The sequence below is a fragment of the Pseudoclavibacter helvolus genome (genome assembly GCF_014191305.1).
In the GTDB taxonomy this organism is placed as follows: Bacteria; Actinomycetota; Actinomycetes; order Actinomycetales; family Microbacteriaceae; genus Pseudoclavibacter; species Pseudoclavibacter helvolus.
In genome coordinates, this window is record NZ_JACHWJ010000004.1 from 403,593 (window position 1) to 423,045 (window position 19,453).

23 protein-coding genes are annotated in these 19,453 nt (G+C 67.3%); 4 read left to right on the forward strand and 19 right to left on the reverse strand.

All coding sequences use genetic code 11. The features are described from left to right. Positions 1 to 123: 123 nt before the first annotated feature. Both FHX72_RS14155 and FHX72_RS14160 read left to right on the forward strand, forming a co-directional pair. Positions 124 to 1,161: a Y-family DNA polymerase gene (locus FHX72_RS14155; protein ID WP_183625936.1), complete on the forward strand. Its 1,038-nt coding sequence runs from the start codon at positions 124 to 126 to the stop codon at positions 1,159 to 1,161. Positions 1,162 to 1,280: 119 nt separating this feature from the next. Continuing rightward, positions 1,281 to 2,462: a benzoate/H(+) symporter BenE family transporter gene (locus tag FHX72_RS14160; RefSeq protein WP_183625941.1), complete on the forward strand. Its 1,182-nt coding sequence runs from the start codon at positions 1,281 to 1,283 to the stop codon at positions 2,460 to 2,462. A 43-nt stretch (positions 2,463 to 2,505) separates the two neighbouring features. Here the strand turns inward: FHX72_RS14160 and FHX72_RS14165 are convergent, their stop codons facing one another. The 10 genes from FHX72_RS14165 to FHX72_RS14210 all read right to left on the reverse strand — a co-directional run bounded on the left by FHX72_RS14165 (position 2,506) and on the right by FHX72_RS14210 (position 9,432). Then, a complete protein-coding gene (locus FHX72_RS14165) occupies positions 2,506 to 2,778 on the reverse strand; it encodes a GlsB/YeaQ/YmgE family stress response membrane protein (protein WP_068479890.1) in 273 nt (90 codons plus the stop codon). After that, the gene (locus tag FHX72_RS14170; protein WP_183625943.1) at positions 2,775 to 3,758 is read right to left on the reverse strand and encodes a cation diffusion facilitator family transporter; all 984 of its coding nucleotides are present in this window, start codon (positions 3,756 to 3,758) and stop codon (positions 2,775 to 2,777) included. The genes FHX72_RS14165 and FHX72_RS14170 overlap by 4 nt, the downstream gene beginning before the upstream one ends. Beyond that, positions 3,755 to 4,261 carry a transporter substrate-binding domain-containing protein gene (locus FHX72_RS14175; protein WP_068495431.1) on the reverse strand — a complete coding sequence of 169 codons (507 nt, stop codon included), beginning with the start codon at positions 4,259 to 4,261 and terminating at the stop codon, positions 3,755 to 3,757. Before FHX72_RS14175 ends, FHX72_RS14170 begins: the two co-directional genes overlap by 4 nt. Positions 4,262 to 4,270: 9 nt before the next feature. Then, positions 4,271 to 5,149, reverse strand: a complete 879-nt coding sequence (locus FHX72_RS14180; protein WP_156475705.1) for a glycosyltransferase family 2 protein — start codon at positions 5,147 to 5,149, stop codon at positions 4,271 to 4,273. Next, a complete protein-coding gene (locus FHX72_RS14185) occupies positions 5,146 to 6,165 on the reverse strand; it encodes a glycosyltransferase (RefSeq protein WP_068495433.1) in 1,020 nt (339 codons plus the stop codon). The genes FHX72_RS14180 and FHX72_RS14185 overlap by 4 nt, the downstream gene beginning before the upstream one ends. Further along, complete coding sequence (locus FHX72_RS14190) at positions 6,162 to 7,229, reverse strand: glycosyltransferase (RefSeq protein ID WP_183625945.1); 1,068 nt, start codon at positions 7,227 to 7,229, stop codon at positions 6,162 to 6,164. Before FHX72_RS14190 ends, FHX72_RS14185 begins: the two co-directional genes overlap by 4 nt. Beyond that, complete coding sequence (locus FHX72_RS14195) at positions 7,226 to 8,368, reverse strand: glycosyltransferase family protein (RefSeq protein ID WP_183625947.1); 1,143 nt, start codon at positions 8,366 to 8,368, stop codon at positions 7,226 to 7,228. Before FHX72_RS14195 ends, FHX72_RS14190 begins: the two co-directional genes overlap by 4 nt. A 90-nt stretch (positions 8,369 to 8,458) precedes the next feature. After that, positions 8,459 to 8,680 (reverse strand): hypothetical protein, encoded by a 222-nt coding sequence (locus FHX72_RS14200; protein WP_068479882.1) that lies wholly within the window; start codon positions 8,678 to 8,680, stop codon positions 8,459 to 8,461. Beyond that, complete coding sequence (locus FHX72_RS14205) at positions 8,677 to 8,985, reverse strand: DUF7882 family protein (RefSeq protein WP_068495442.1); 309 nt, start codon at positions 8,983 to 8,985, stop codon at positions 8,677 to 8,679. The genes FHX72_RS14200 and FHX72_RS14205 overlap by 4 nt, the downstream gene beginning before the upstream one ends. 87 nt (positions 8,986 to 9,072) lie before the next feature. Next, positions 9,073 to 9,432: a hypothetical protein gene (locus tag FHX72_RS14210; RefSeq protein WP_068479879.1), complete on the reverse strand. Its 360-nt coding sequence runs from the start codon at positions 9,430 to 9,432 to the stop codon at positions 9,073 to 9,075. Between the two features lie 262 nt (positions 9,433 to 9,694). On the opposite strand from FHX72_RS14210, the gene FHX72_RS14215 reads away from it, so the two are divergent. Then, the gene (locus FHX72_RS14215; protein ID WP_183625949.1) at positions 9,695 to 10,078 is read left to right on the forward strand and encodes a DUF805 domain-containing protein; all 384 of its coding nucleotides are present in this window, start codon (positions 9,695 to 9,697) and stop codon (positions 10,076 to 10,078) included. A 103-nt stretch (positions 10,079 to 10,181) separates the two neighbouring features. On the opposite strand, the gene FHX72_RS14220 is transcribed toward FHX72_RS14215, so the two are convergent. The 5 genes from FHX72_RS14220 to FHX72_RS14240 form a co-directional block, all read right to left on the reverse strand. Next, the gene (locus tag FHX72_RS14220; protein WP_167349075.1) at positions 10,182 to 10,655 is read right to left on the reverse strand and encodes a MarR family winged helix-turn-helix transcriptional regulator; all 474 of its coding nucleotides are present in this window, start codon (positions 10,653 to 10,655) and stop codon (positions 10,182 to 10,184) included. A 10-nt stretch (positions 10,656 to 10,665) separates the two neighbouring features. Beyond that, the gene (locus tag FHX72_RS14225) at positions 10,666 to 12,387 is read right to left on the reverse strand and encodes an MDR family MFS transporter (protein ID WP_377606246.1); all 1,722 of its coding nucleotides are present in this window, start codon (positions 12,385 to 12,387) and stop codon (positions 10,666 to 10,668) included. Between the two features lie 124 nt (positions 12,388 to 12,511). After that, the gene (locus FHX72_RS14230; RefSeq protein ID WP_068479872.1) at positions 12,512 to 12,715 is read right to left on the reverse strand and encodes a CsbD family protein; all 204 of its coding nucleotides are present in this window, start codon (positions 12,713 to 12,715) and stop codon (positions 12,512 to 12,514) included. 70 nt (positions 12,716 to 12,785) lie between these two features. After that, entirely contained in the window at positions 12,786 to 13,187 is a 402-nt protein-coding gene (locus tag FHX72_RS14235) for a GntR family transcriptional regulator (RefSeq protein ID WP_183625951.1), read from the reverse strand. After that, positions 13,184 to 13,891, reverse strand: a complete 708-nt coding sequence (locus tag FHX72_RS14240; protein WP_068479868.1) for a hypothetical protein — start codon at positions 13,889 to 13,891, stop codon at positions 13,184 to 13,186. The genes FHX72_RS14235 and FHX72_RS14240 overlap by 4 nt, the downstream gene beginning before the upstream one ends. A gap of 101 nt (positions 13,892 to 13,992) precedes the next feature. Here FHX72_RS14240 and FHX72_RS14245 point away from each other — a divergent pair, with 101 nt between their 5' ends. Next, entirely contained in the window at positions 13,993 to 14,622 is a 630-nt protein-coding gene (locus tag FHX72_RS14245; protein WP_183625953.1) for a DNA-directed RNA polymerase subunit beta, read from the forward strand. 113 nt (positions 14,623 to 14,735) lie between these two features. Here FHX72_RS14245 and FHX72_RS14250 read toward each other — a convergent pair whose 3' ends face one another. The 4 genes from FHX72_RS14250 to pstC form a co-directional block, all read right to left on the reverse strand. Further along, a complete protein-coding gene (locus tag FHX72_RS14250; protein ID WP_420874862.1) occupies positions 14,736 to 16,055 on the reverse strand; it encodes an ISL3 family transposase in 1,320 nt (439 codons plus the stop codon). A gap of 446 nt (positions 16,056 to 16,501) precedes the next feature. Beyond that, entirely contained in the window at positions 16,502 to 17,281 is a 780-nt protein-coding gene (pstB, locus tag FHX72_RS14255) for a phosphate ABC transporter ATP-binding protein PstB (RefSeq protein WP_068479866.1), read from the reverse strand. Positions 17,282 to 17,328: 47 nt separating this feature from the next. Next, positions 17,329 to 18,441, reverse strand: coding sequence for a phosphate ABC transporter permease PstA (gene pstA, locus FHX72_RS14260; protein WP_082775285.1), 1,113 nt, complete (start codon positions 18,439 to 18,441; stop codon positions 17,329 to 17,331). After that, the gene (gene pstC, locus FHX72_RS14265; RefSeq protein WP_068479864.1) at positions 18,441 to 19,430 is read right to left on the reverse strand and encodes a phosphate ABC transporter permease subunit PstC; all 990 of its coding nucleotides are present in this window, start codon (positions 19,428 to 19,430) and stop codon (positions 18,441 to 18,443) included. Before pstC ends, pstA begins: the two co-directional genes overlap by 1 nt. Between the last annotated feature and the right edge of the window lie 23 nt (positions 19,431 to 19,453).

The window sequence follows — 19,453 nt, forward strand, 5'->3', positions numbered from 1 at the left end:
CCTCGGGTATTGCAATTGCAATAACACTAGAGCAGAAGGGGCCAGGAGGACAGGATGGATTCGTGACACGCGACGCGCGCAGACTTCGGACTTCGCCTAGAACATAGCTACGATGGTGCGGTCATGAACTCGTACCTGCTCCACGCCGACGCGGACGCGTTCTTCGCGTCGGTCGCCCTGCGTGACCGGCCGGAGCTCGCTGCCAAGCCCGTCGCTGCGGTTGCGCACCTGTTCATCGCGAGCGCGAATTACCCGGCGCGGGAGTTCGGCATCCACGCTGGGATGCTCGTGACCGAAGCGCGGGAGCTGTGCCCGCGCATCCTCCTCGTCGAGTCCTACCGCCAGGAGGTCGAGTCGGTGGGGGATGCGCTCTACGCGCTCTTCGACTCCATCGCGCGGGGCATCGAGCCTGGCTCGATCGAGGAGGCCTTCCTCGATGTCGGGGCCCGCACGCTCGAGGAGGCGCTTGAGGTTGCACACGAGTTGCGGCGCCGCGCCGCAACGGAGCTGCGCATCCCGGTCAGTGTCGGAATCGGGCGGACGAAGCTCATGGCAAAGCTCGCGTCGCGTGCGGCGAAGCCGGACGGCGTGCACGTCATCGACGAGGCGCGCGAGCTCGAGCTGCGCACCGAGCTGCCGATCGGGGAGGTGTGGGGCATCGGCGCGCGCACCGAGGCGCGGCTGATCAAGCTCGGAGTCGCGCGCATCGGTGACGTGGATGTCATCCCGCGCGACGAGCTCCTGCGCGTCTGCGGGACAGGGATGGCGAGGCGGCTCTGGCGTATCCGCGCCGGTACCGACGAGGCGACGATCTCGCCCATCAGGCACCGCACGACGCTCACCTCGGAGTCGTCGACCTCGGGCTACGCTCGCGCCGACCGAACACCGGAAGAGGTGCTCGAGGGGTGCGTCGAGCGCGTCTGCCACCGGGCGACCCGAGCGGGTCTCAGTGCGACGGGCATGAAGCTCGAGCTGCGCCCGCTTGGGCTGGGTCCTGTCAGGGAGAAGTACCAGGGCATCGACTCGAGCGCCTCGTTCGAGGTGTGGATGCCCGTCGCGAAGAAGCTGCTCGCCGCGTCGAATACCTCTGAGCTTGAGTCCGCGAGTGTGACCCTGACTGGCCTCGTGCCGGTCGAGATGGTGCAGCCGACGCTCTTCTGAGCTGCGCAGTCTGACGGTTCGCCTCCGCCGCTGCTCTCGCCGTTTCGCCCGCCCGCCGCCCTGGCTCTACGCTGAACTGCAGATCGCGGGATGCGCGAGCGGACGAGACGAGGACCCGAATGGCAAGCAGCACCTCGCCGCGTGAGAGCATCCTCCGCCCAATCTCGGCCGGTGTCGTCTCAGCACTCGTGGCGTTCACGAGCTCGTTCATCGTCGTGCTGACGGGCCTCAGCGCCGTAGGGGCGAGTCCAGACCAGGCGTCGAGCGGGCTCCTCGCGGTGAGCGTCACCATGGGCCTCGGCTGCATCATCCTCGCGACTTGGACGCGCCTACCGATCACGGTCGCTTGGTCGACGCCGGGGGCGGCGCTGCTCGCAGCAACGGGAACCGTGGATGGCGGCTGGCCCGTGGCGGTCGGCGCCTTCCTCGTGACGGGCATCCTCATCGTCGCCACGGGGCTCATCCCGCAGCTCGGCGCGCTCGTGGCGCGCATCCCCGTCTCCGTCGCGCAGGCCATGCTCGCGGGGGTGCTGTTCCAGCTCTGCCTCGGCCCCATCACGGGCATGGCGGAGAACCCGCTGGCGGTCGCGCCCGTCGTCGTGGCCTGGCTGCTCGCGCTGCGATTCCTGCCGCGCTGGGCCGCGCCGCTCGCGTTCCTCGTCGCCGCGGTGGTGATCGGCGTGCATATCGTCTCGTCAGGAGCTTCGATCCAGGCGGCAGACCTGGCACCGCGCGTGCAGTTCACCGCGCCGGAGTTCTCGGTAGCCGGGATGATCGGCATCGCACTTCCGCTGTACCTCGTGACGATGGCCTCCCAGAACGTGCCAGGCGTCGCCGTTATGAAGGGCCTCGGCTACGAGGTGCCTTGGCGTCGGTCGCTCATCGCCACGGGCATCGGCACCGTCGCCGGCGCCCCCGCGGGTGGGCACGCCATCAACCTCGCGGCCATTAGCGCCGCCCTCGCAGCGGGACCGGAGGCTGGTGAGGATCGCTCACGGCGGTGGATCGCGAGCGTCACGAACGGCGTTGTTGTCATTATCCTCGGCGTCGCCTCCGCCGCCTTCGGGACGTTGGTGCTGCTCGCTCCGGCTGGCGTCATCGCGGCCGTCGCCGGGCTCGCCCTCATCGGCACGCTCGCCGCGTCGCTCAAGGCGGCGGTGGCTGACACCGGGGAGCTCGTACCGGCCGTTGTCACGTTCGCGACCGCCGCATCCGGTATCGCCATCGGCGGCGTCAGCGCGGCGTTCTGGGCGCTCGTGGCGGGCCTCATCGTGCGCTTCGTCGTCTGGCCCCGCAGGTAGGGAGTGTCAGACACAAGCTAGGCCCGTCCGCCCAGCCGCCCGCTCAGTCGTTGCGCGGCGCCGTGAGGCGCACGATGACAAGGTACACGGCGAGCGAGACGATGGTGCCCACGATCGCCGAGGTCCAGTTCGGCAGGGAGAACGGGTTGCTGGTGCTGCTCCAGAACAGGACGCTGCCGAGCCAGCCGCCGAAGAGCGCGCCGAGCGCGCCGACGAAGAGGGGAGCCACCCAGTCGTCCTGCCTGCGGGTCGGCAGGAAGCGCTTCGCGATCACCCCTGCAAGCAGACCGATGGCGAGGAAGGCGAAGTAGCTCACGCGTGCTCCTGGGATTCGGGGGAAGATTCGATGGGCTTGAGGTCCCGGTAGGCAAACGACGGGATGTCTGCGACCGGAATCAGGACAACGTCCTGCAGCTTCCAATCCAGCTCACGACAATCCTGCGTGAGTTGCTCGAGCTCCGCCAACTCGAGCGCGTGGCCTTCGTGGGGGACGACAAAGACTTCCGCCTGCAGCTCGTGCCCTTGGTCTCTCACCCGGCAGCCGACCCGCGCGACCCACTGGCGGGCATCCACGAGGGAATTCAGCTGGCCGGCAAGCGGATGCGGGCGCTTGCCGTCATACGTGCGCGCCTGCTCGTCCATGAGGTCGAGGACCGCGATGCGCAGGTTGCGGACCCCGTCGTACATGATGCTCGCGGAGATGAAGAGCGCTGCGACAGAGTCGAGCCACCAGAGGCCGATGCCGATGCCGGCAACGCCGACCGCAGAGCCGACGGCTGTCTGCCAATCGGCCTTGTTCATGTCGGCATCGGCATACAGGACCTTGTCGTGCAGCTCCGAAGCGAGCTTCATCTTGCGGTGCCCGATGATGACGGGGGGCCACGCGATGAACAGCATGACGCCGATCATCAGCCACCCCAGCCAGATCTGCTGCCCGAACAGCTCGACGGAGCCGATCGTCGGATGCTCCTGCGCGAGCAGGCCGGAACTCGAATCGACGATGAGGAACACTGCCATCGACGTCAGCGCGATCCCGGAGACGAGATGCCCGATTGCCACGGCTCGGTGGTAGCCGTACGGGTGCTCGACCGTCGCCGCCTTGCGGCTGATGCGAGCGGCGATGAGGAACGCGAACGGCGGGATGAACGACAGCAGGTCTTCGAGCCAGGCCGCCTTCATCGCCTGCGAGTTGCCGAGTACGAGGTAGACGAGCGTCACCGTGACGGTCAGGAAGCCGATCGTGATCCATTCGAGCCGGATCGCCTGACGCCGTACCTTCTCGCTGGAGTCGCTCATGAGGCCGCCTCGGCGAGGTACGTCTCGAGCTCTACGAGGAACGCGTTCTCGCCCATCGGCGTGAGCATCACGTGGGAGGCTTTGCCGCCCGCGGCGTCCTCCGTCTCCAGGAACGGCCTCGTCGACCCGGCTTCGTCAACGAACGGGGAGTCGTCGCGAAACCCCGCGATCGCCAGGTCGAGGTTTCCGTCCTCGAGACCTTGCACGAGGGCCGCCTCGGAGCCCGCAACCCAGGTGACGGATGCATCCATCTCCTCAGCGAACCCCTCGACGAGTTCGACCTCGACGCCCGTCGGCTCAGTACCCGCGCTAGTACTCGTGAACGGCGGATTGTGTGAGATCCCGACCCGCAGCTCACCACCACGAACTCGGTCGAGCGTTCCGTCCGGGTCGCTGGGGATACGCATCCCGCATCCCGAGATCGTCACGGCGACGAGCACCGACGCGAGCACCGCCAAGACCGGCCGTCCAGCTTTTCTCGCACCCCAAACGCGCAGAGCCATACCCCGAGCCTAGGAGTCGTCGCTGTGGCCGAGCTCAGCGCTCACGAACCCGCCCGGTTCGTGGACGACAACGCACGGCCTCTCATCGATGCCGCCCTCAAGGAGACCCTGTTCCCGGAACGCCTGCAGCCAGCCGACCATCGGCCACACCGACCAGCGTTCCCTGAACAGGTTCGCGTTGCGGGCGATGTCGTGGAGGTGCTGAACCGGCGGGTTCGAGGTGGGATGCCACTGGTGGTACGCGCGTGCGCCGCCGACCCAGGCGAGACCCGCCCCTGCCTGGGATGCGATGCGAGCGAAGTCCGTGTCCTCCGCTCCGTAGCCTTGGTAGCCCTCGTGGAAGCCGCCGATGCTGCGCCAGGTGTCGGCGGTCACGGCGAAGGAGAGCGACCAGAAGAGATTGCTGTCCTGGCCACGCTGTACCTCGCCAGCCGCCGGGGCCGGGCGAGCGGGATGCGGAGCATCCTTCACCTCAACTCGTTCGGCGTCGTAGCCGTCCGGTCCGGGAGGCTCGAGGTAGGTCACCGGGCCGCTGAGCAAGCACGATGCCCACCGCGCATCCCGCGCGGCGTCCTGGTACCCCTCGACGAGCCCACGGCCGGGGATGCAGTCGACGTCGAGGAATACGAGCAGCTCGGCGCCCCGCTCGAGCGCAATGCGCGCGCCTTCGTTGCGTGCTGCTGCGAGGGGAAGCCCGTTCCCTTGGGCGGGCATCTCGACGGTGATTCCCGGGAGCAGGCCGTCGGAGACGAGCTCAGCGATCTGGGGATCGCCCATAGCGACGACGATGGCGTCATCCGCCGGCACCGACTGTCGCAGCAGCCCTCGTCGCTGTTCGAGCAGATGCCGATGGCGCCCGTGCGCCACCGTGATCGTCGCGGTCCTCATCGGCTCGCCATCCGGTCGAGCAAGGCGGCGGCGCGCAATGCCCCGGCGCCGTCGTTCCACGCGACCCAGTTTCGTCCGTCGAGGCCGGCCGCGGTCTCCAGCAGCGCCGCCCAGTCGTCTCGCTCGAAGGTGTCCGTGACGATGACGGGTAGGTCGGGAGTCGACGCGAGCACGCGCGCTGCCGCCACTTGTTCGTCGTGGGGCCTGTCCTGGGGCACGACGATGGCGGGCACCTGCGCGGCCGCGACGTCGGCGATCGATCCTTGGCCGGCATGCGTGATGACGAGGGATGCTTCGCGGATGCGCGGGCCGGGGTCGGCGACTCGGTTGCTCGGGGTGGTGCCGATCTCGTCCCACTCGACTCCTGGAGTCTGCCGTTTCGCCTCTCGGATCTGCGCGGAGGACATCCCTCCACCGCCGACGCCCGCGAGCACGAGGACGCGCGTGATGGGGCCGGGTCCCCGACCCTTCGAGCGCTCCGCCGCGGAAATCGAGCCAACCGCATGGAGGCGGGCGAGGACGCGGGAGGATGCTCCCGGCAGCATCCCCTCAGCGCCGGCCGGCCAGGCCGCAAGAATCGCATCCGAGAGGCCGAAGCCGAGGGTGTGCGGCGCGTCGGTGCGCACGCCGGGCAGTGCCACCGAGACGACGGGCACACCGTGCAAGCGAGCGAGCGCGGCCACCTCGACCGACACATCAGAGACGAAGAGTGTCGGCGCAGTGTCGGCGATCCACGCTGAGATGCGCGCCATGCGGCGCCGCATCCCCTCGTCGTCGACGGGCGCCCAGTGCAGGGACCCGTTCGCCGTCGGCTCGAGCGGCGAGACGGCGAGGTCGTCGCGCTCGAGCCTGATCCACGGGCCGAGCCACGCCTCGGGTTTCGGCAGCGTCGAGAGCCCCGTCACCGGGGTCGTGCATTCGCGCGCGATGGCCAGAGCCCGTCTGGCGTGACCGCCGCCCCGATGGTGCACGTAGTAGCCGATGCTCCCGGCACCGGGCGAGCCTGTTTCGGTCATGCCGCCTCCCGCCTTTCCACCTTGGCGCCCAACAGCGCCTCGTATTCGTCGACCATCCGCTGGAGTGAGCAGAACGCCACGGCCCGCCGCCTCGCACCGTCTCGGGGCAACCGCGCGGCCTCGAGGAGCGCGGCCGCCAGCGCCGGCACGTCGTCGGGCGCCGCGAGCCTGCCGCTGTGTGCGTCGATGATCTGCGGGAGCGCGCCCCGCTCGAACGCGGCAACGGGGGTGCCCGCGGCGAGCGACTCGGCCGCGACGAGCCCGTATGGCTCATCCCACCTTGGGGTCACGAGCGTCACGCTCGCGTGTCCAAGGTGCTCGAAGAGCGTGGCGTGGTCGAGGTGCCCGAGGTAGCGGATGCGCGAGCCGAGGCGCGGCCGGATGGCGCTCTCGAAGTACTCGGAGTCGAAGATCGGCCCGGCGATATCGAGGGCCACCGCGGCCTGTTCCGCGGCGTCGATGGCAAGCTCCAGACCCTTCTCGGGCACGATGCGCCCCGACCAGAACGCCGCCCCGCCTCCTGGGCCGGGTCGAAGTCGGTCGGTGTCGACGCCGTTGAGGATCACCTCGCAGTCGACGCTCGCCGCCCAGGCGTCCCGCATGTGCTCGCTGACCGCGATGAACGTCCCGGTCGAGCCGCTTATGCGCACTGCGGACTCGATCCAGCCGACCGGCGGCGTGTGCAGGGTCGTGAAGAACGGCACCCCGAGCAGGCCGGACATCGCGACGGGGAGGTGGTGGATGCTTACGTTCAGGACAGCGTCGAACCGCGCTGGCGCGGTGCGCGCGAGGTCCAGCATGAGCGCGAGGTAGGCGTGATGCTCGTGCATCCATTCGACCGGCATGGCGCCGACGTCGCGGCGGGCCGTGTCGCTCATCGTGAAGCTCTGGACGGCGAGGTGCGCGACGCCCAGCGCCGGGTCGGAACCAGGGGCCGCAAAGAGCGTCACCTCATGGCCGCGACGCTTGAGCTCGAGGATGAGCGCGTGCGTGTGCGACTCGAGCCCGCCGGCGAAGGGCTCGCTGATGGGGAAGCGGGAGGGGCCGATGACGCAGATCCTCAACGAGACACTCCTTCCAGGGTCAGTACGGACTCGTAGACGGCGGCGTGGGCCGCCGCGATCCGGGTGCGCTCCACCGCTCGCGCGTCGGGGGAGTGGCGCCGAGCCGGCGAAAGCGATGCGGCGAGCACCGCGGCCCGCAGCGAGTCGGCGTCGAGCCCACTGGCTGTGTCGCGGTGGTAGGTGAAGACGGGGCCCTGGTCTGCGTAGTAGCCGACATCCGGGGCTATGACGGCGGTACCGAGATCGAGGCACGCCTCGAGCCAGCCGGAATGCGTGCCGAAGCGGTACGGCAGGACGGAGGCGTCGAGCGACGCCAGGTAGCGCCACAGCTCGGCGTCGCTCAGGTAGTCGTGGATACGCAGCTCGATGCGCCCGGAGTCCGCGAGGTCTCGCAGCCTCGCGGCGAGCACCGGCTCGTACTTCGCGCCTCCCGGCTCGAGGATCTCGCGATGGCCGTTGACGTTCACCGCGATCCGTGGGTCGAGGACGGCGATCTCGATAAGCGCTTCGATGACGGGCAGCGGGTCCATGCTCGCGCGCAGGCTCTTCGCGTGCACGCCGACGCGGAAGCGCCCATTGCGAGCTTCCCGTGAGGCCAGCGCCTTCTCGGCCTCGTCTCGCTCGACGACGTGCGGATGCGGGACCACGACCGGTCGGCGGCCCCAGCGTCGCTCGATCTCGGCAGCAGCCCCGGGCGTGAGCGTGATGAGCTCATCCGCTGCGGGGATCAGGACGTCGAGGTGCGCCGTGTGTGCATCGGGCGTCTCGTGGTGGGGGTTCGTGAGGTCGTGCACGGTGTACACGAGCGGCTTGCCGTGGCGGCGGAGCGCGCCTACCACACCCTGCAGCTTGTCGGGGGAGAGGGCGTCGAAGCCGAAGTGCAGGTGGAAGACGTCGAAGTCGTCCGCGTGCTCGTCGATCCAGGCGGGCTGGAGCATGACCGGCGGCCACCAGCGTTCTTCGGCGACGCGGCCCGAGCCGTCTGGATGCGGGTCAGGGAGGCGGATGACGCGCGGAGAGCTCGCCTCAGCAGCGGTTGCTGCGAGGTGCCTGACATACACGTGCCCTGATGGCACGCTCGCGACCCGGATGCTTCGGCTGGTGTCGCCGACGACGTGTGAAGTGCTGGGGGATGACACTCCTCCACATAACCAGTCGAAGTCGAGAAGCGTCGGCCTCTTGACAGCCCAGGGCCGGCGTGCTTCCGCCGGCTAAGGCTGCTACTTAGCTCAGTCGCCGGGGTACGGCTCCACGATCACGATGCCGATCCCGGGGCCCACCAGCAGGTTCGCCGGCTCGAGTCGGCCCTCGCCGCGGTCACCGCGGACCCAGAACCATTCGCCTGCCGCGACACTGTTGCGGATGTCGTCTCGGAACGCATCGACGTCGTCGACGAGCCTCGAGAAGGTTTCTCCCTGGTAGAGGAGCTCGATCCTGGTCTGTCCGTTCATGACACCCTCTCAGCGGGTTCTGCGATGACGGCCAGTCCGGCCTGCGAGTTCGCACCCTGCACGAGGGCCTCGACCCACGAGCGGTTGATGTGCACCTGCCTGCTGCCGAGGAACTTGAAGCGGATCGGCACGGCGGGGTGCATCCAGACAGTACTCCGGCCGTCGCCTCCCGCGTTGTTGTCTTTCCAGCTGAAGAAGAACGACTCCCCGCGGCGGAGCTTCGTGCCGATCGCGAGCTGGAGGTGTGCGAGCAGGCGGTCTTCGAAGTCGACGGTGACTTCGGAGTTGTAGATGAACTTCCCCACTCTGAATCCTGCTTTCTTGTCACTGGCGCATTGTGTGCGCCGTCCATTATCACTGGGCGGGAGCCGGCTGATGACCAGCCCGCCCTCCTAGAGCTCGTCGAGCCAGTCTGGATGCGGCACGCGGGGGTCGTTCGGGGAGCCATCGTCGACGAGCTCCTCGGGTTTCGATCCTTCCCCGGACAGCGCGCCGCGGAGCTCGGCGAAGTTGGCAAGCGCCTCGCTGTCGTCGAACTCGGGGACACCGGTGCTCACGGTCTCGGTTGCGATCTGGCTCGATGGCCCGACCAGCACTGACAGCACGTTGGCGCTTCCGTCCGCGTGTCGAACGGGGATCTCCACGACACCCGCACGCCGGGCCTCGGCGAGATCAGCGGCATAGCCGACAAGCTCTTTCGCGATCTTCGTGCTCGTGAGGTAAACGCCACCGGCGTAATGAAGCTGGTCCATCGTTCCTCCAGACGGTCTCGCGCGTACAGAACCAGCAGAGTATTTCAGCGCCACTTGAGTGTGCTCGGAGTATTGCGTTCTGCATCGTTGTATGAAGCTGAATCGCATGTTTCCCAAATCGAAACCCTCGATGCGGCTTTCCGGCGCTACGCTCAGTGCAAATCTCTGTACCGGTAGTGCCTGAATGGAGTCCGTGATGTCTGCCCCTCAGCTTGACGCCCCGCTCTACCCACCGCTCTAAGGAGCCAGCTTCGGTCAGGCGGTGAAACGATTCTTCAAGAAGTACGCTGTCTTCTCCGGCCGTGCTAGCCGCAGCGAGTACTGGTGGTGGTGGCTCTTCGGCGTTCTGGTCAACGCCGTCTTCTTCCTCATCGGCTCGCTCACGGGCACGAGCTCGGTCGACACCACCTCGGGCGGGTTCTCCGCCGAGAGCTTGGGCAACCCGGTGGTGACGGTCATCCAGTCGATCTGGTCGCTTGCCATCCTGGTGCCCGGATTCGCGCTGCTGTTCCGCCGCCTGCACGACACGAACCGCTCCGGCTGGTGGTGGTTCATCGTGTTCGTCCCGATCGCCGGACCGATCATCCTCCTCGTCTTCGTGTTGGGTGCCTCGCGCCCAGAGGGTGCGCGCTTCGACACTCAGTAGCGGCCTCCCGCAACGCAGAACCGCCGCCCTCCTGCGAGGGCGGCGGTTCTTGTCGGTGCGCGGGCGTGCGGCGGTCAGCTGCCAGCCGCGAGTCGCGGCGCAGTCAGCGCTCGGGGTTCACTGCCTCGGCGACGGCACCAAAGCGGCCGAGCAGACCTGAGAACACTCGGAGCTCCTCCGGTGTCCAGTCCCGCAGCACCGCGTGCAGGCGGTGCCGGTTGCGGGCTCGAACCTCCGTGACGCGTTCGACCGCAAACGGAGTTGGCGTCAGGATGCGCGCCCGACCGTCGTTCGGGTCGGACCCGACGGTCAGGAGCTCGAACTCCTCGAGCATCCGGATCTGGCGGCTCATGACGCTCTTATCGATCGCGAGCTGCTCGCCCAGTGTGCCCACGTGGGCCGTTCCGTGCTGCACGAGTGCCGAGAGGATCTTGTAGCCGATGGGCTGCAGTGACGGGTGCACCGCGACGGCCGACTCACTCCACGTGGTGCGAACTCGGCGGTAGAACGTGCCGAGCTCCGACTCCACCGAGGCGATCGCCTCGGCGAAGTCGGCGTCGTCTGGAGACTCAGGCATGGTGGCCATCTTAGGTGCGGTCTGCCTGCCGCCCGGAGTCCCCGAGGATGGGAATGGCACCGGTGCGGGGGATGCCGACCATGGCCTCCGCGACCTCGACGAGGTCCTCAGAGGTCGACTCGGCGCCCACACGTTCGGTGGAGCTCTCCTCGCCCTTGGCGCGCTGCACGGCGTTCTGTGTGCCGAGCTGCGCGTTCGGGAGGAACGAGACTGCGATGAGCGTGACGATCGCGAGAGGGAGGGCGGCGAGGAAGATCGCGCCGACCGACGTGCCGTAGGCATCCTCGACGAGGATGCGCAGCCAGTCTGGCAACGTTGCGAGCTGCGGGATGCTGCCACCGGCGAGCGACTGAGCCGCGAGGGCCTGCTGCTCGGGCGGCAGCGCCTTGATGCTCGTGGAGATCGTGTCGGCGACCACGGTTCCGAGGATCGAGCCCATGACCGAGACGCCAATCGTGCCGCCAAGGCTGCGGAAGAACGTGACGGCGCTCGTGGCGACGCCCATGTTCTTGACCTCTGCCTCGTTCTGCACGACAAGCACGAGATTCTGCATGACCATGCCGACTCCGGCGCCAAGCGCGAACATCGAGAGGCCCACGTAGAGGTATGGGGTGTCGTAGTGGAGCCGGCTCAGCAGGAAGAGGCCGACAACCATGAGCGCGCTGCCCGTGACGACAAACGCCTTCCACTTGCCGCGGCGGCTGATGAGGTTTCCCACGATCGTCGACGCGACGAGCAGGCCCGCCATCATCGGGATCGTGAGGATGCCGGACTCCGTCGGAGTCGCGCCGCGAGCGAGCTGCATGTACTGGCTCAGGAAGACGCTCGTGCCGAACATCGCGACGCCGACCGAGACGCTCGCGACGACCGCGAGGGTGAAGGTGCGGTCGCGGAAGAGCGTGAGCGGGATGAGCGGCTCCTTCACGCGGAGCTCGACCAGGACGGCGATGCCGAGCAGGAGGACGCCGCCGATCGCCATGAGGTAGGAAGGGAGCGAGTTCCACTCAAACTGCGAGCCAGCGAGGGTCACCCAGATGAGCAGGAGCGAGACTCCGCTCGAGATGAGCACGATGCCGTAGTAGTCGATGCTCACCTTCCGCTTCTTCGGCTTCGGCAGGTGCAGCGTCACCTGCAGCAGGATGAGGGCGACGACCGCGAAGGGGAGGCCGACGAAGAAGTTCCAGCGCCACCCGAAGGCGTCGGTAATGACGCCACCGAGAAGGGGGCCGCCGACGGTGGCGAGTGCCATGACCGCCCCGAAGAAGCCGGCGTAGCGGCCGCGCTCGCGGGGGCTGAGGATGTCGGCCATGACGATCTGGCTGAGCGCGCCGAGTCCGCCGGCGCCGAGGCCCTGGAACACGCGCATCGTGATGAGCATGGACGTGTCCTGTGCGAAGCCGGCGATCGCCGAGCTCACGACGAAGATGACGAGGGAAATCTGCAGCAGCAGCTTTCGGTTCGTGAGGTCGGCGAGCTTGCCCCAGATCGGGGTCGAGACGGTGGTCGCGAGCAGCGTCGCGGTGACAACCCAGGTGAAGGCGCTCTGGTCGCCCTTGAGGTCGCTGATGATCAGCGGAAGAGAGGTGCTGACGACGGTAGAGGCGAGCATCGACACGAACATGCCGAGCATGAGGCCGGAAAGGGCCTGCAGTACTTGGCGGCGGCTCATTCCTGACTCGGTGAGCTCGCCTGCTGGCTTGCCGCTGGATCTGGGGTTCTTGCTAGACGACATCGACGCGGGCTCTCCTAATAGTTGACGACGGTCAACCATACATAGATGGTTGACCGTCGTCAACTACCAGAAAGGGCCCCGCGAACGGGGCCCTGATCCTGCTGCTCTCGACTCGGTCGGAGGTCTAGTCGATCTTGCGCTTGAGGTTGTCGAGGCCTTCCTTGGCGGCGTCCTTGACGTCCTCGATCTTTTCCTTGAAGCCCGCCTTGGCCTGGTCGGAGCGACCCTCAGCCTTGAGCGACTCGTTACCGGTCACCGCACCAGCGGCTTCCTTCGCGCGTCCGCCGAGGTCTTCTGACTTGTTCTGAATACGATCGTCGATTCCCATGAGGGAATGCTCTCAGCCCAACTTGGGCGGAGTCTGTGCCGACAAGAGCTCCTGAGCCCGTGCTGCGTGTTTAGGCCCGCGGGTGGTGCTCGGCCGAGATCGACAGGGCCTCGAACACTGCGGCGACAGCCTCGTCGTTGCTCACCCCAAGCGTGCGGGCCTCCACGGCAAATGCCCGAGCTGCAGCCGTCAGCCGCACATCCCCGTGCCTGCCGTCAGCGGTCACGAACGTGCCCGCCCGCCCGCGGCCGACAACGACGCCCTGCTCTTCGAGGGCCGTGTAGGACTTCGCCACGGTGCCAGGCGCCACGCCGAGCGTCTCGGCGAGCGCACGAACCGGGGGCAGTCGCTCGCCCGGCTCGAGGTCGTCCCGCTCGACGGCGTCGATGATCGCATCCCTGAGCTGCTTTCCAGGTGCGACCGACAAGTCGCCGCCGATCGAGAGATGCTCGAAGAAATCCCCAGCACTCATTTGCGGGGCCGCTTGCCCGGGCTGGTGTTCTCGTCGATGGCCGTCTCTGAGCCGAGCGAGATCACCTCGTCGTCATCCGGGTCGACGAGGTCGTCGAACATCGCGGCGCTCACGGCCTCGTCATGCTTCTTCGCGCGCTGTGGGCCAAACCCGAGCCACTTGCGAGTTGGGTAGTGCAGCTTCTCGCGCCGCCACCACAGCGCCGCGAGCACAAGCGTCGCGATGCTCGGCACGAGCGCCAGCCAAGCGCCGTAAGCGATCGGGTACTCGCCGTTGGCCGCATCCACTCGCAGTGTCGCGAACGCGAAGAGGAACAGGACTCCGAGCGTCGCAAGAGCCGCGTAGAGCTGGAGGATCTTCGCCGAGATCACCGCGACGCCGGAGATGCGCAAGATCAGCACCACGACAAGTCCGAGGAGGGGCAGGGTCGGGACGAGCCCGAAGAGGAACGTGCCGAACCAGTTGTAGCCGAGCGCCTCATCCATCTGGCTCAGGCCAGTACCGGCCAGGAACAGCTGCCACCCATTCAGCGTCGGCGCGATGCGGTTGAGCGGGATCTCCGAGTTCCACCAGGGGAAGAACATCGTCACGAGTAGCAGCACGGTCAGCACGCCGAACGCGATCTGCTTCGGCCGGTAAGCCGGGTACGACGACATCGCCGCCGTGTCTTCGACCAGCGAATCTTCGTCGTGCGGAGTAGCCATGCCCCCAGCCTACGAGGCAGGTTCGCAATCGTGGCTCCGAACGCGCAGACTGGATGAGGCCGTGACGAGGCCAAACAGTCTCAGGCGGCGAGAGGGGCAGTATGACGGAACGACACCACAGGCCCGTGCGCGTGCCATCGCAGGCGTTCGAAGCGCTCATCGGAGCCGACGACCCCGCGGCCGTGAGCCGCGTTGCGCACGACACCGCGAGGGCGCTTCTCCAGCGCGCGCGCGGAGAGGGCGACCAAGCCGTCGTCGCACGCCTCGTCGCCTACGCGGACGAGCACGGAATCGACGAGATCGCCGAGCTGTGGGCTGGCGCCGCGTCGCGGTCTCTGCCAGGTGCCCTGTGGCGCCTCTACCTGTTGCGTCAGGCCGTACGAGCCAACCCGGCAGAGACGAGCTACCTCTTCCGCCGTGGTTACGACGTCGACCGCTCCATCAGCTCGGTTGTCGCGGGAGCCGCCACCCCGACGGGCCCAGAAGAAGTCGTCGCGCTCGCCGACGTCATCCTGCACGGCGCCTTCTCGGGAGATTTTGCGCTCGCGCTCGAGCGTGCCGCCGCGTTCTGCCTCGTCATGTCGCAGGGCGCGACGAGCCTCGCGAAAGACGAGGAGAGCGTTGCGCCGGCCCGTGCTCGGCAGTCGACGCGGCGCGCCATCCGTTACCTCGAGATGGGTGAGCACCTTCACGCGTCCGCCGGAATGTGGCGCCTCGACACCCTCGATTGAGCCCGGCCGCTGAGCTGGGCGCGCCCGGGCGGGATGGATGTTCGCGGATAGCCGATCCGGCTTCCGATGCGCTCGAGGTTGGGTAAACTGGCTCTTCGGACATTCGGTGGGGGTCATGGGGTGAGTCCGCCGGCGGCGAGGAGCATGCGGAGCCGGTAGTTCTCTCGGTTTCGGAAGCCGCGAGCGAGGCGACGATGCAGCTCGATGATCCCGTTGATCGCCTCGGTGCCGCCGTTGTTTGCCCGGCTGGTGGTGAAGTAGGCGAGGAACGCTGAGCGCCAGCGTCGCAGGGTGCGGCCGAGGCGTGCGATCTCGGGGATCGGGCAGGTGTGGAACGACTCGATGACCTTCTCGGCGATCCGGCGTCCCGTGGTCAGGTCTCTCTGGTGGTAAGCAGCGCGGAGTTGTTGGGCGCACTGCCATGCGACGAACACCTCGTCGTGGGCCGGGTTCGCCTCGATCGCCGCGATGAGGCGGGCCTGCTGCTTCTCGGTCAGGTTCTCCGCCCCGGCGCGGAGGATGGTCTGGATCCCGTAGAGCGGGTCGCCGGTCCGTCCGCGATGGCCGAGGGTGTCTTGCTGGACCCGGCGGCGGACCTCGTCGACCGCTTGAGTGCCGAGCTTGACGACATGGAACGCGTCCAGCACGGCGGTGGCATCTTGCAGTTTGTCGTCGATCGCGGTCTTGTAACCGGCGAACGGATCCAGCGCCGCGACCTTCACCTGCTTGCGGAATGCGTCGCCACGTGCGCTGAGCCAGGTCGCGTAGGCCTTCCCCGACCTGCCCGGCACGAGGTCCAGCAGCCGGGCCCGCGTCTTCCCGGTGCTGTCGCGGGTGAGGTCGACCATCCCGGTCAGCTCCTTCGGACCGCGCTTGCGCGGGTCGACGTGATGCCAGATGTGCTCGTCAACGCCCAGCGTTGTCACGTTCTCGAACCGGGACTCATCGGCCGCGAGCTTCACAAGCTCCGGCTCGACGGCCCGCCACACCGTCTTCCACGACGTGCCCAGCTGGCGACGCAGTCCTTCGATCGTGGCGTGTTCGCGACGCAGCTGACCGACTGCCCAGACGACCGCGCGTCGGGTGAGTACCCCACGCGGGGCGACAAGAGACGGCAGCTGTTCCACGAACGTCTGCCGTGCACAGCCCGACTCGTCACACCGCCAGACTCGCTGCCGCCACACGATTCGCACCCGTGTCATGCCGGGCACGTCATGAAGCAGCCGGCGGCGACGTCCACGGCCGGTCGCGACGGTCCCGCACGACGGGCAACCGGCAGGCGCCGCAGGACTCGAGACCGTCACGATCAGTAGTCCGTTGCGGCGGTCCACGTGCTCGACATGGACGCCCTCGAGGCCGAGCAGGAGGTCACAGCGGGAACACGGGTCAGTGGCAGAGCGCGCGTCAGCGCACACCGAAGTAGGGTGAAGCACGTCGAGGTCCTCGTGATGGATCAGGTGGTTAGCGCTTCTGATCCTCCGGGACCTCGACCCCTACCCGTCGAACCTCACCCGGCGAGCCCTACCCCCACCGAAAGTCCGAAGAGCCGGTAAACTCGACGTCGCCGGGCCGCAGTAACCCCGGGCTCCAATATTCGCCGCTGCGAGCGGCCTTCCGCCGAGAGGCGTTCCTGCGGCCTGGCTTTACTCTTCCCCGCGGGCTCCGCCGTTGCCTCCTGGGTGTCGGCCCCGGGCCACCGCTCCTACGCGCCGTCGCTCCTGCGCTGCTTCGTGTCGGCACCGCGACCGCTCCACTTTCGTTCCGGATGGGGATGAGGGCCTCGCTCGAGGTGGTCTGTCGCTCCGCCAGATGAGCGGATGCGCGACGAAGGCCCCGGCGAGAACGCCGGGGCCTTCGTCATGAAGCCGGGGAGTGCGGTCTAGCCGAAGCGGCCCGAGACGTAGTCCTCCGTCGCCTGGACGGACGGGTTCTCGAAGATCGTCTTCGTCGTGTCGTACTCGATGAGCTTGCCGGGCATGCCGGTGCCGGCGATGTTGAAGAACGCCGTCTTGTCGGAGACGCGCGAGGCCTGCTGCATGTTGTGCGTCACGATGACGATCGTGTACTCGGTCTTGAGCTCCTCGATGAGGTCCTCGATGGCAAGCGTCGAGATCGGGTCGAGGGCCGAGCAGGGCTCGTCCATCAGGAGCACGTCAGGCGAGACGGCGATGGCGCGGGCGATGCAAAGGCGCTGCTGCTGGCCGCCGGAGAGGCCGGAGCCGGGGAGGTCGAGGCGGTCCTTGACCTCCTTCCAGAGGTTGGAACCCTGGAGCGACTTCTCGACGAGGGCGTCGCTCTCGCTCTTCGAGATCTTCTTGTTGTTGAGCTTCACGCCGGCGAGCACGTTCTCACGGATGCTCATCGTCGGGAACGGGTTCGGGCGCTGGAAGACCATGCCGACCTGGCGGCGGACGAGCACGGGGTCGACGCCCGGTCCGTAGAGGTTGTTGCCGTCGATGAGGACTTCGCCGTCGACCCACGCCTTCGGGATGACCTCGTGCATGCGGTTGAGCGTGCGGAGGAAGGTCGACTTGCCACAACCGGACGGGCCGATGAACGCGGTGACGCTGCGGGGCTCGATGACCATGGAGACGTCTTCGACGGCCTTGAACTTGTCGTAGTAGACGTTGAGGTCGTTGACTTCGATGCGCTTAGACACTGTATTTCCCTAACTTCCTGGCTGGTCAGCCTGGTCAGTCTGAACTGTTAGCCCTTGGGGGCGAAGAGCTTGGTGATCATGCGTGCGAGGAGGTTGAGCAGCATGACGATGATGAGGAGGACAAGCGCGCCTGTCCACGCGAGGTTGAGCATGTTCTCGGCTCCCGCGCCGACCTGCTGCGTGTAGGAGCGGTAGACGAACACAGGGAGGCTCATCATGGCGCCCTGCGTCATGTTGTAGTTCATGTAGATGTTGAAGCCGGCCGCGATGAGGAGCGGTGCGCTCTCGCCGATGACGCGCGAGATGGCGAGCATGACGCCCGTCGTGATGCCGGCGAGTGCGGTGGGAAGCACAACCTTGGAGATCGTGAGCCACTTCGGCACGCCGAGGGCGTAGGAGGCCTCGCGGAGCTCGTTCGGGACGAGGCGGATCATCTCCTCCGACGAGCGCACGACGGTCGGGATCATGAGGACAGTGAGGGCGATCGAGCCGGCGAGTCCAGTGCGCACGTTGGTGAGCGGGATGCCGAGTGTCTGCAGGATGAGCATGATCATCGTGTAGGCGAAGAGGCCGGCGACGATCGACGGGACGCCCGTCATGACATCCACGAAGAAGTTGATGGCCTTGGAGAGCCGACCCTTGCCGTACTCGACGAGGTAGATCGACGTGAAGAGGCCGATCGGCACCGAGATGAGCGTCGCGACGAGCGTGATGAGCAGCGTGCCGACGATGGCGTGGATGCCGCCGCCGCCTTCTGTGACGACGCCCACCATGGACGAGGAGAAGAACGTCATGTCGAAGCGGGCGAGGCCGTTCGCGACGAGGGTGAAGAGCAGCGAGAGCAGCGGCACGAGGGCCAGCACAAACGCGGCGGTGACGAGCGACGTCACGAAGCGGTTCGTGGCCTGGCGGGCGCCTTCGATGATGCGGGCGATGATCCACTGGCCCGCGATGTAGAAGATGGCGCCGAGGACGGCGAAGCCGGTCCAGTTGAACTCGCCGCCACCTGCCGCGAGGAGCATCATGATGATGGCCGAGAGGACGAAGCCTCCGACGAGGATGGCGTACGGGCCCCACTTGGGGAGGCGGCCGTGCGTGAGCGGGTTGATCATCTCGGGAGCCGTCTGGTTCTGGGCTGGCTTCTGCAGTGTTGAGGTCATCAGTTGGCTCCTGAGAATTCCTTGCGGCGGCTCACGATCCATCGTGCGAGGGAGTTCACGAGGAGGGTGATGGCGAAGAGCACGAGACCGGATGCGATGAGCACGTTGATGTCGAGGTTCGACGCCTCTGGGAACGAGAGGGCGATGTTGGCGGCGATCGTCGACGGGTTCGTGTTCGACGTCAGCTGGAAGGTGATGACGCCGGTCGCCGAGAGCACCATGGCGACGGCCATGGTCTCGCCGAGGGCGCGTCCGAGGCCGAGCATGACGGAGGACACCATGCCGCCGCGGGCGAAGGGCAGCACGGCCATCTTGACCATCTCCCAGCGCGTTGCGCCGAGGGCGAGCGACGCCTCTTCGTGGAGGCGCGGCGTCTGCAGGAAGACCTCACGGGTCAGGGCGGTGACGATGGGGAGCACCATGACGGCGAGCACGATGGCGGCGGTCAGGATGGTGCGCCCGGTTGCCGAGACCTGGCCCTGGAAGAAGGGGAGCCAGGAGAGGTTCTCGTTGAGCCAGACGTAGAACGGCTGCACGAACGGTCCGAGCACGGTGGCGCCCCAGAGGCCGAAGACGACCGAGGGGACCGCGGCGAGGAGGTCGATGACGTAGCCGAGGGGGGCTGCGAGCTTCCGCGAGGCGTAGTGCGTGATGAAGAGCGCGACGCCGATGGCGACGGGCACTGCCATGAGGAGCGCGAGCAGCGACGCCCAGAGCGTTCCGAAGATGAGCGGCAGCACGTACCAGAAGAAGTTGCCTTCGGCTTCCGGGTCGGTGAGGTTGGTCGCTCCTGCGACGAAGTGGCTGTTCTCGGCCGCGTCGGGGAAGAAGGCCGGGAGTCCCTGGAAGAGCAGGAAGAAGAACACGGCGGCGAGGATCGCGAGGATGAGCGATCCGGAGAACGTCGAGAGGAAGCTGAAGACGCGGTCGCCCGGGCGCGACTTGGCCTTCACCGATGTGCCCGCATCTGGGGCGAGTTCTGCAGTCATCTGCTGAGGGTTTCCCTAAGTCA

Coding starts and splice junctions, on each gene's coding strand:
- FHX72_RS14155 (WP_183625936.1), top strand. CDS start 124: ATGAACTCGTACCTGCTCCACGCCGACGCGGACGCGTTCTTCGCGTCG.
- FHX72_RS14160 (WP_183625941.1), top strand. CDS start 1,281: ATGGCAAGCAGCACCTCGCCGCGTGAGAGCATCCTCCGCCCAATCTCG.
- FHX72_RS14170 (WP_183625943.1), bottom strand. CDS start 3,758: ATGAGCGACTCCAGCGAGAAGGTACGGCGTCAGGCGATCCGGCTCGAA.
- FHX72_RS14175 (WP_068495431.1), bottom strand. CDS start 4,261: ATGGCTCTGCGCGTTTGGGGTGCGAGAAAAGCTGGACGGCCGGTCTTG.
- FHX72_RS14180 (WP_156475705.1), bottom strand. CDS start 5,149: ATGAGGACCGCGACGATCACGGTGGCGCACGGGCGCCATCGGCATCTG.
- FHX72_RS14185 (WP_068495433.1), bottom strand. CDS start 6,165: ATGACCGAAACAGGCTCGCCCGGTGCCGGGAGCATCGGCTACTACGTG.
- FHX72_RS14200 (WP_068479882.1), bottom strand. CDS start 8,680: ATGAACGGACAGACCAGGATCGAGCTCCTCTACCAGGGAGAAACCTTC.
- FHX72_RS14210 (WP_068479879.1), bottom strand. CDS start 9,432: ATGGACCAGCTTCATTACGCCGGTGGCGTTTACCTCACGAGCACGAAG.
- FHX72_RS14220 (WP_167349075.1), bottom strand. CDS start 10,655: ATGCCTGAGTCTCCAGACGACGCCGACTTCGCCGAGGCGATCGCCTCG.
- FHX72_RS14225 (WP_377606246.1), bottom strand. CDS start 12,387: ATGTCGTCTAGCAAGAACCCCAGATCCAGCGGCAAGCCAGCAGGCGAG.
- FHX72_RS14230 (WP_068479872.1), bottom strand. CDS start 12,715: ATGGGAATCGACGATCGTATTCAGAACAAGTCAGAAGACCTCGGCGGA.
- FHX72_RS14235 (WP_183625951.1), bottom strand. CDS start 13,187: ATGAGTGCTGGGGATTTCTTCGAGCATCTCTCGATCGGCGGCGACTTG.
- FHX72_RS14240 (WP_068479868.1), bottom strand. CDS start 13,891: ATGGCTACTCCGCACGACGAAGATTCGCTGGTCGAAGACACGGCGGCG.
- FHX72_RS14245 (WP_183625953.1), top strand. CDS start 13,993: ATGACGGAACGACACCACAGGCCCGTGCGCGTGCCATCGCAGGCGTTC.
- pstA (WP_082775285.1), bottom strand. CDS start 18,441: ATGACCTCAACACTGCAGAAGCCAGCCCAGAACCAGACGGCTCCCGAG.
- pstC (WP_068479864.1), bottom strand. CDS start 19,430: ATGACTGCAGAACTCGCCCCAGATGCGGGCACATCGGTGAAGGCCAAG.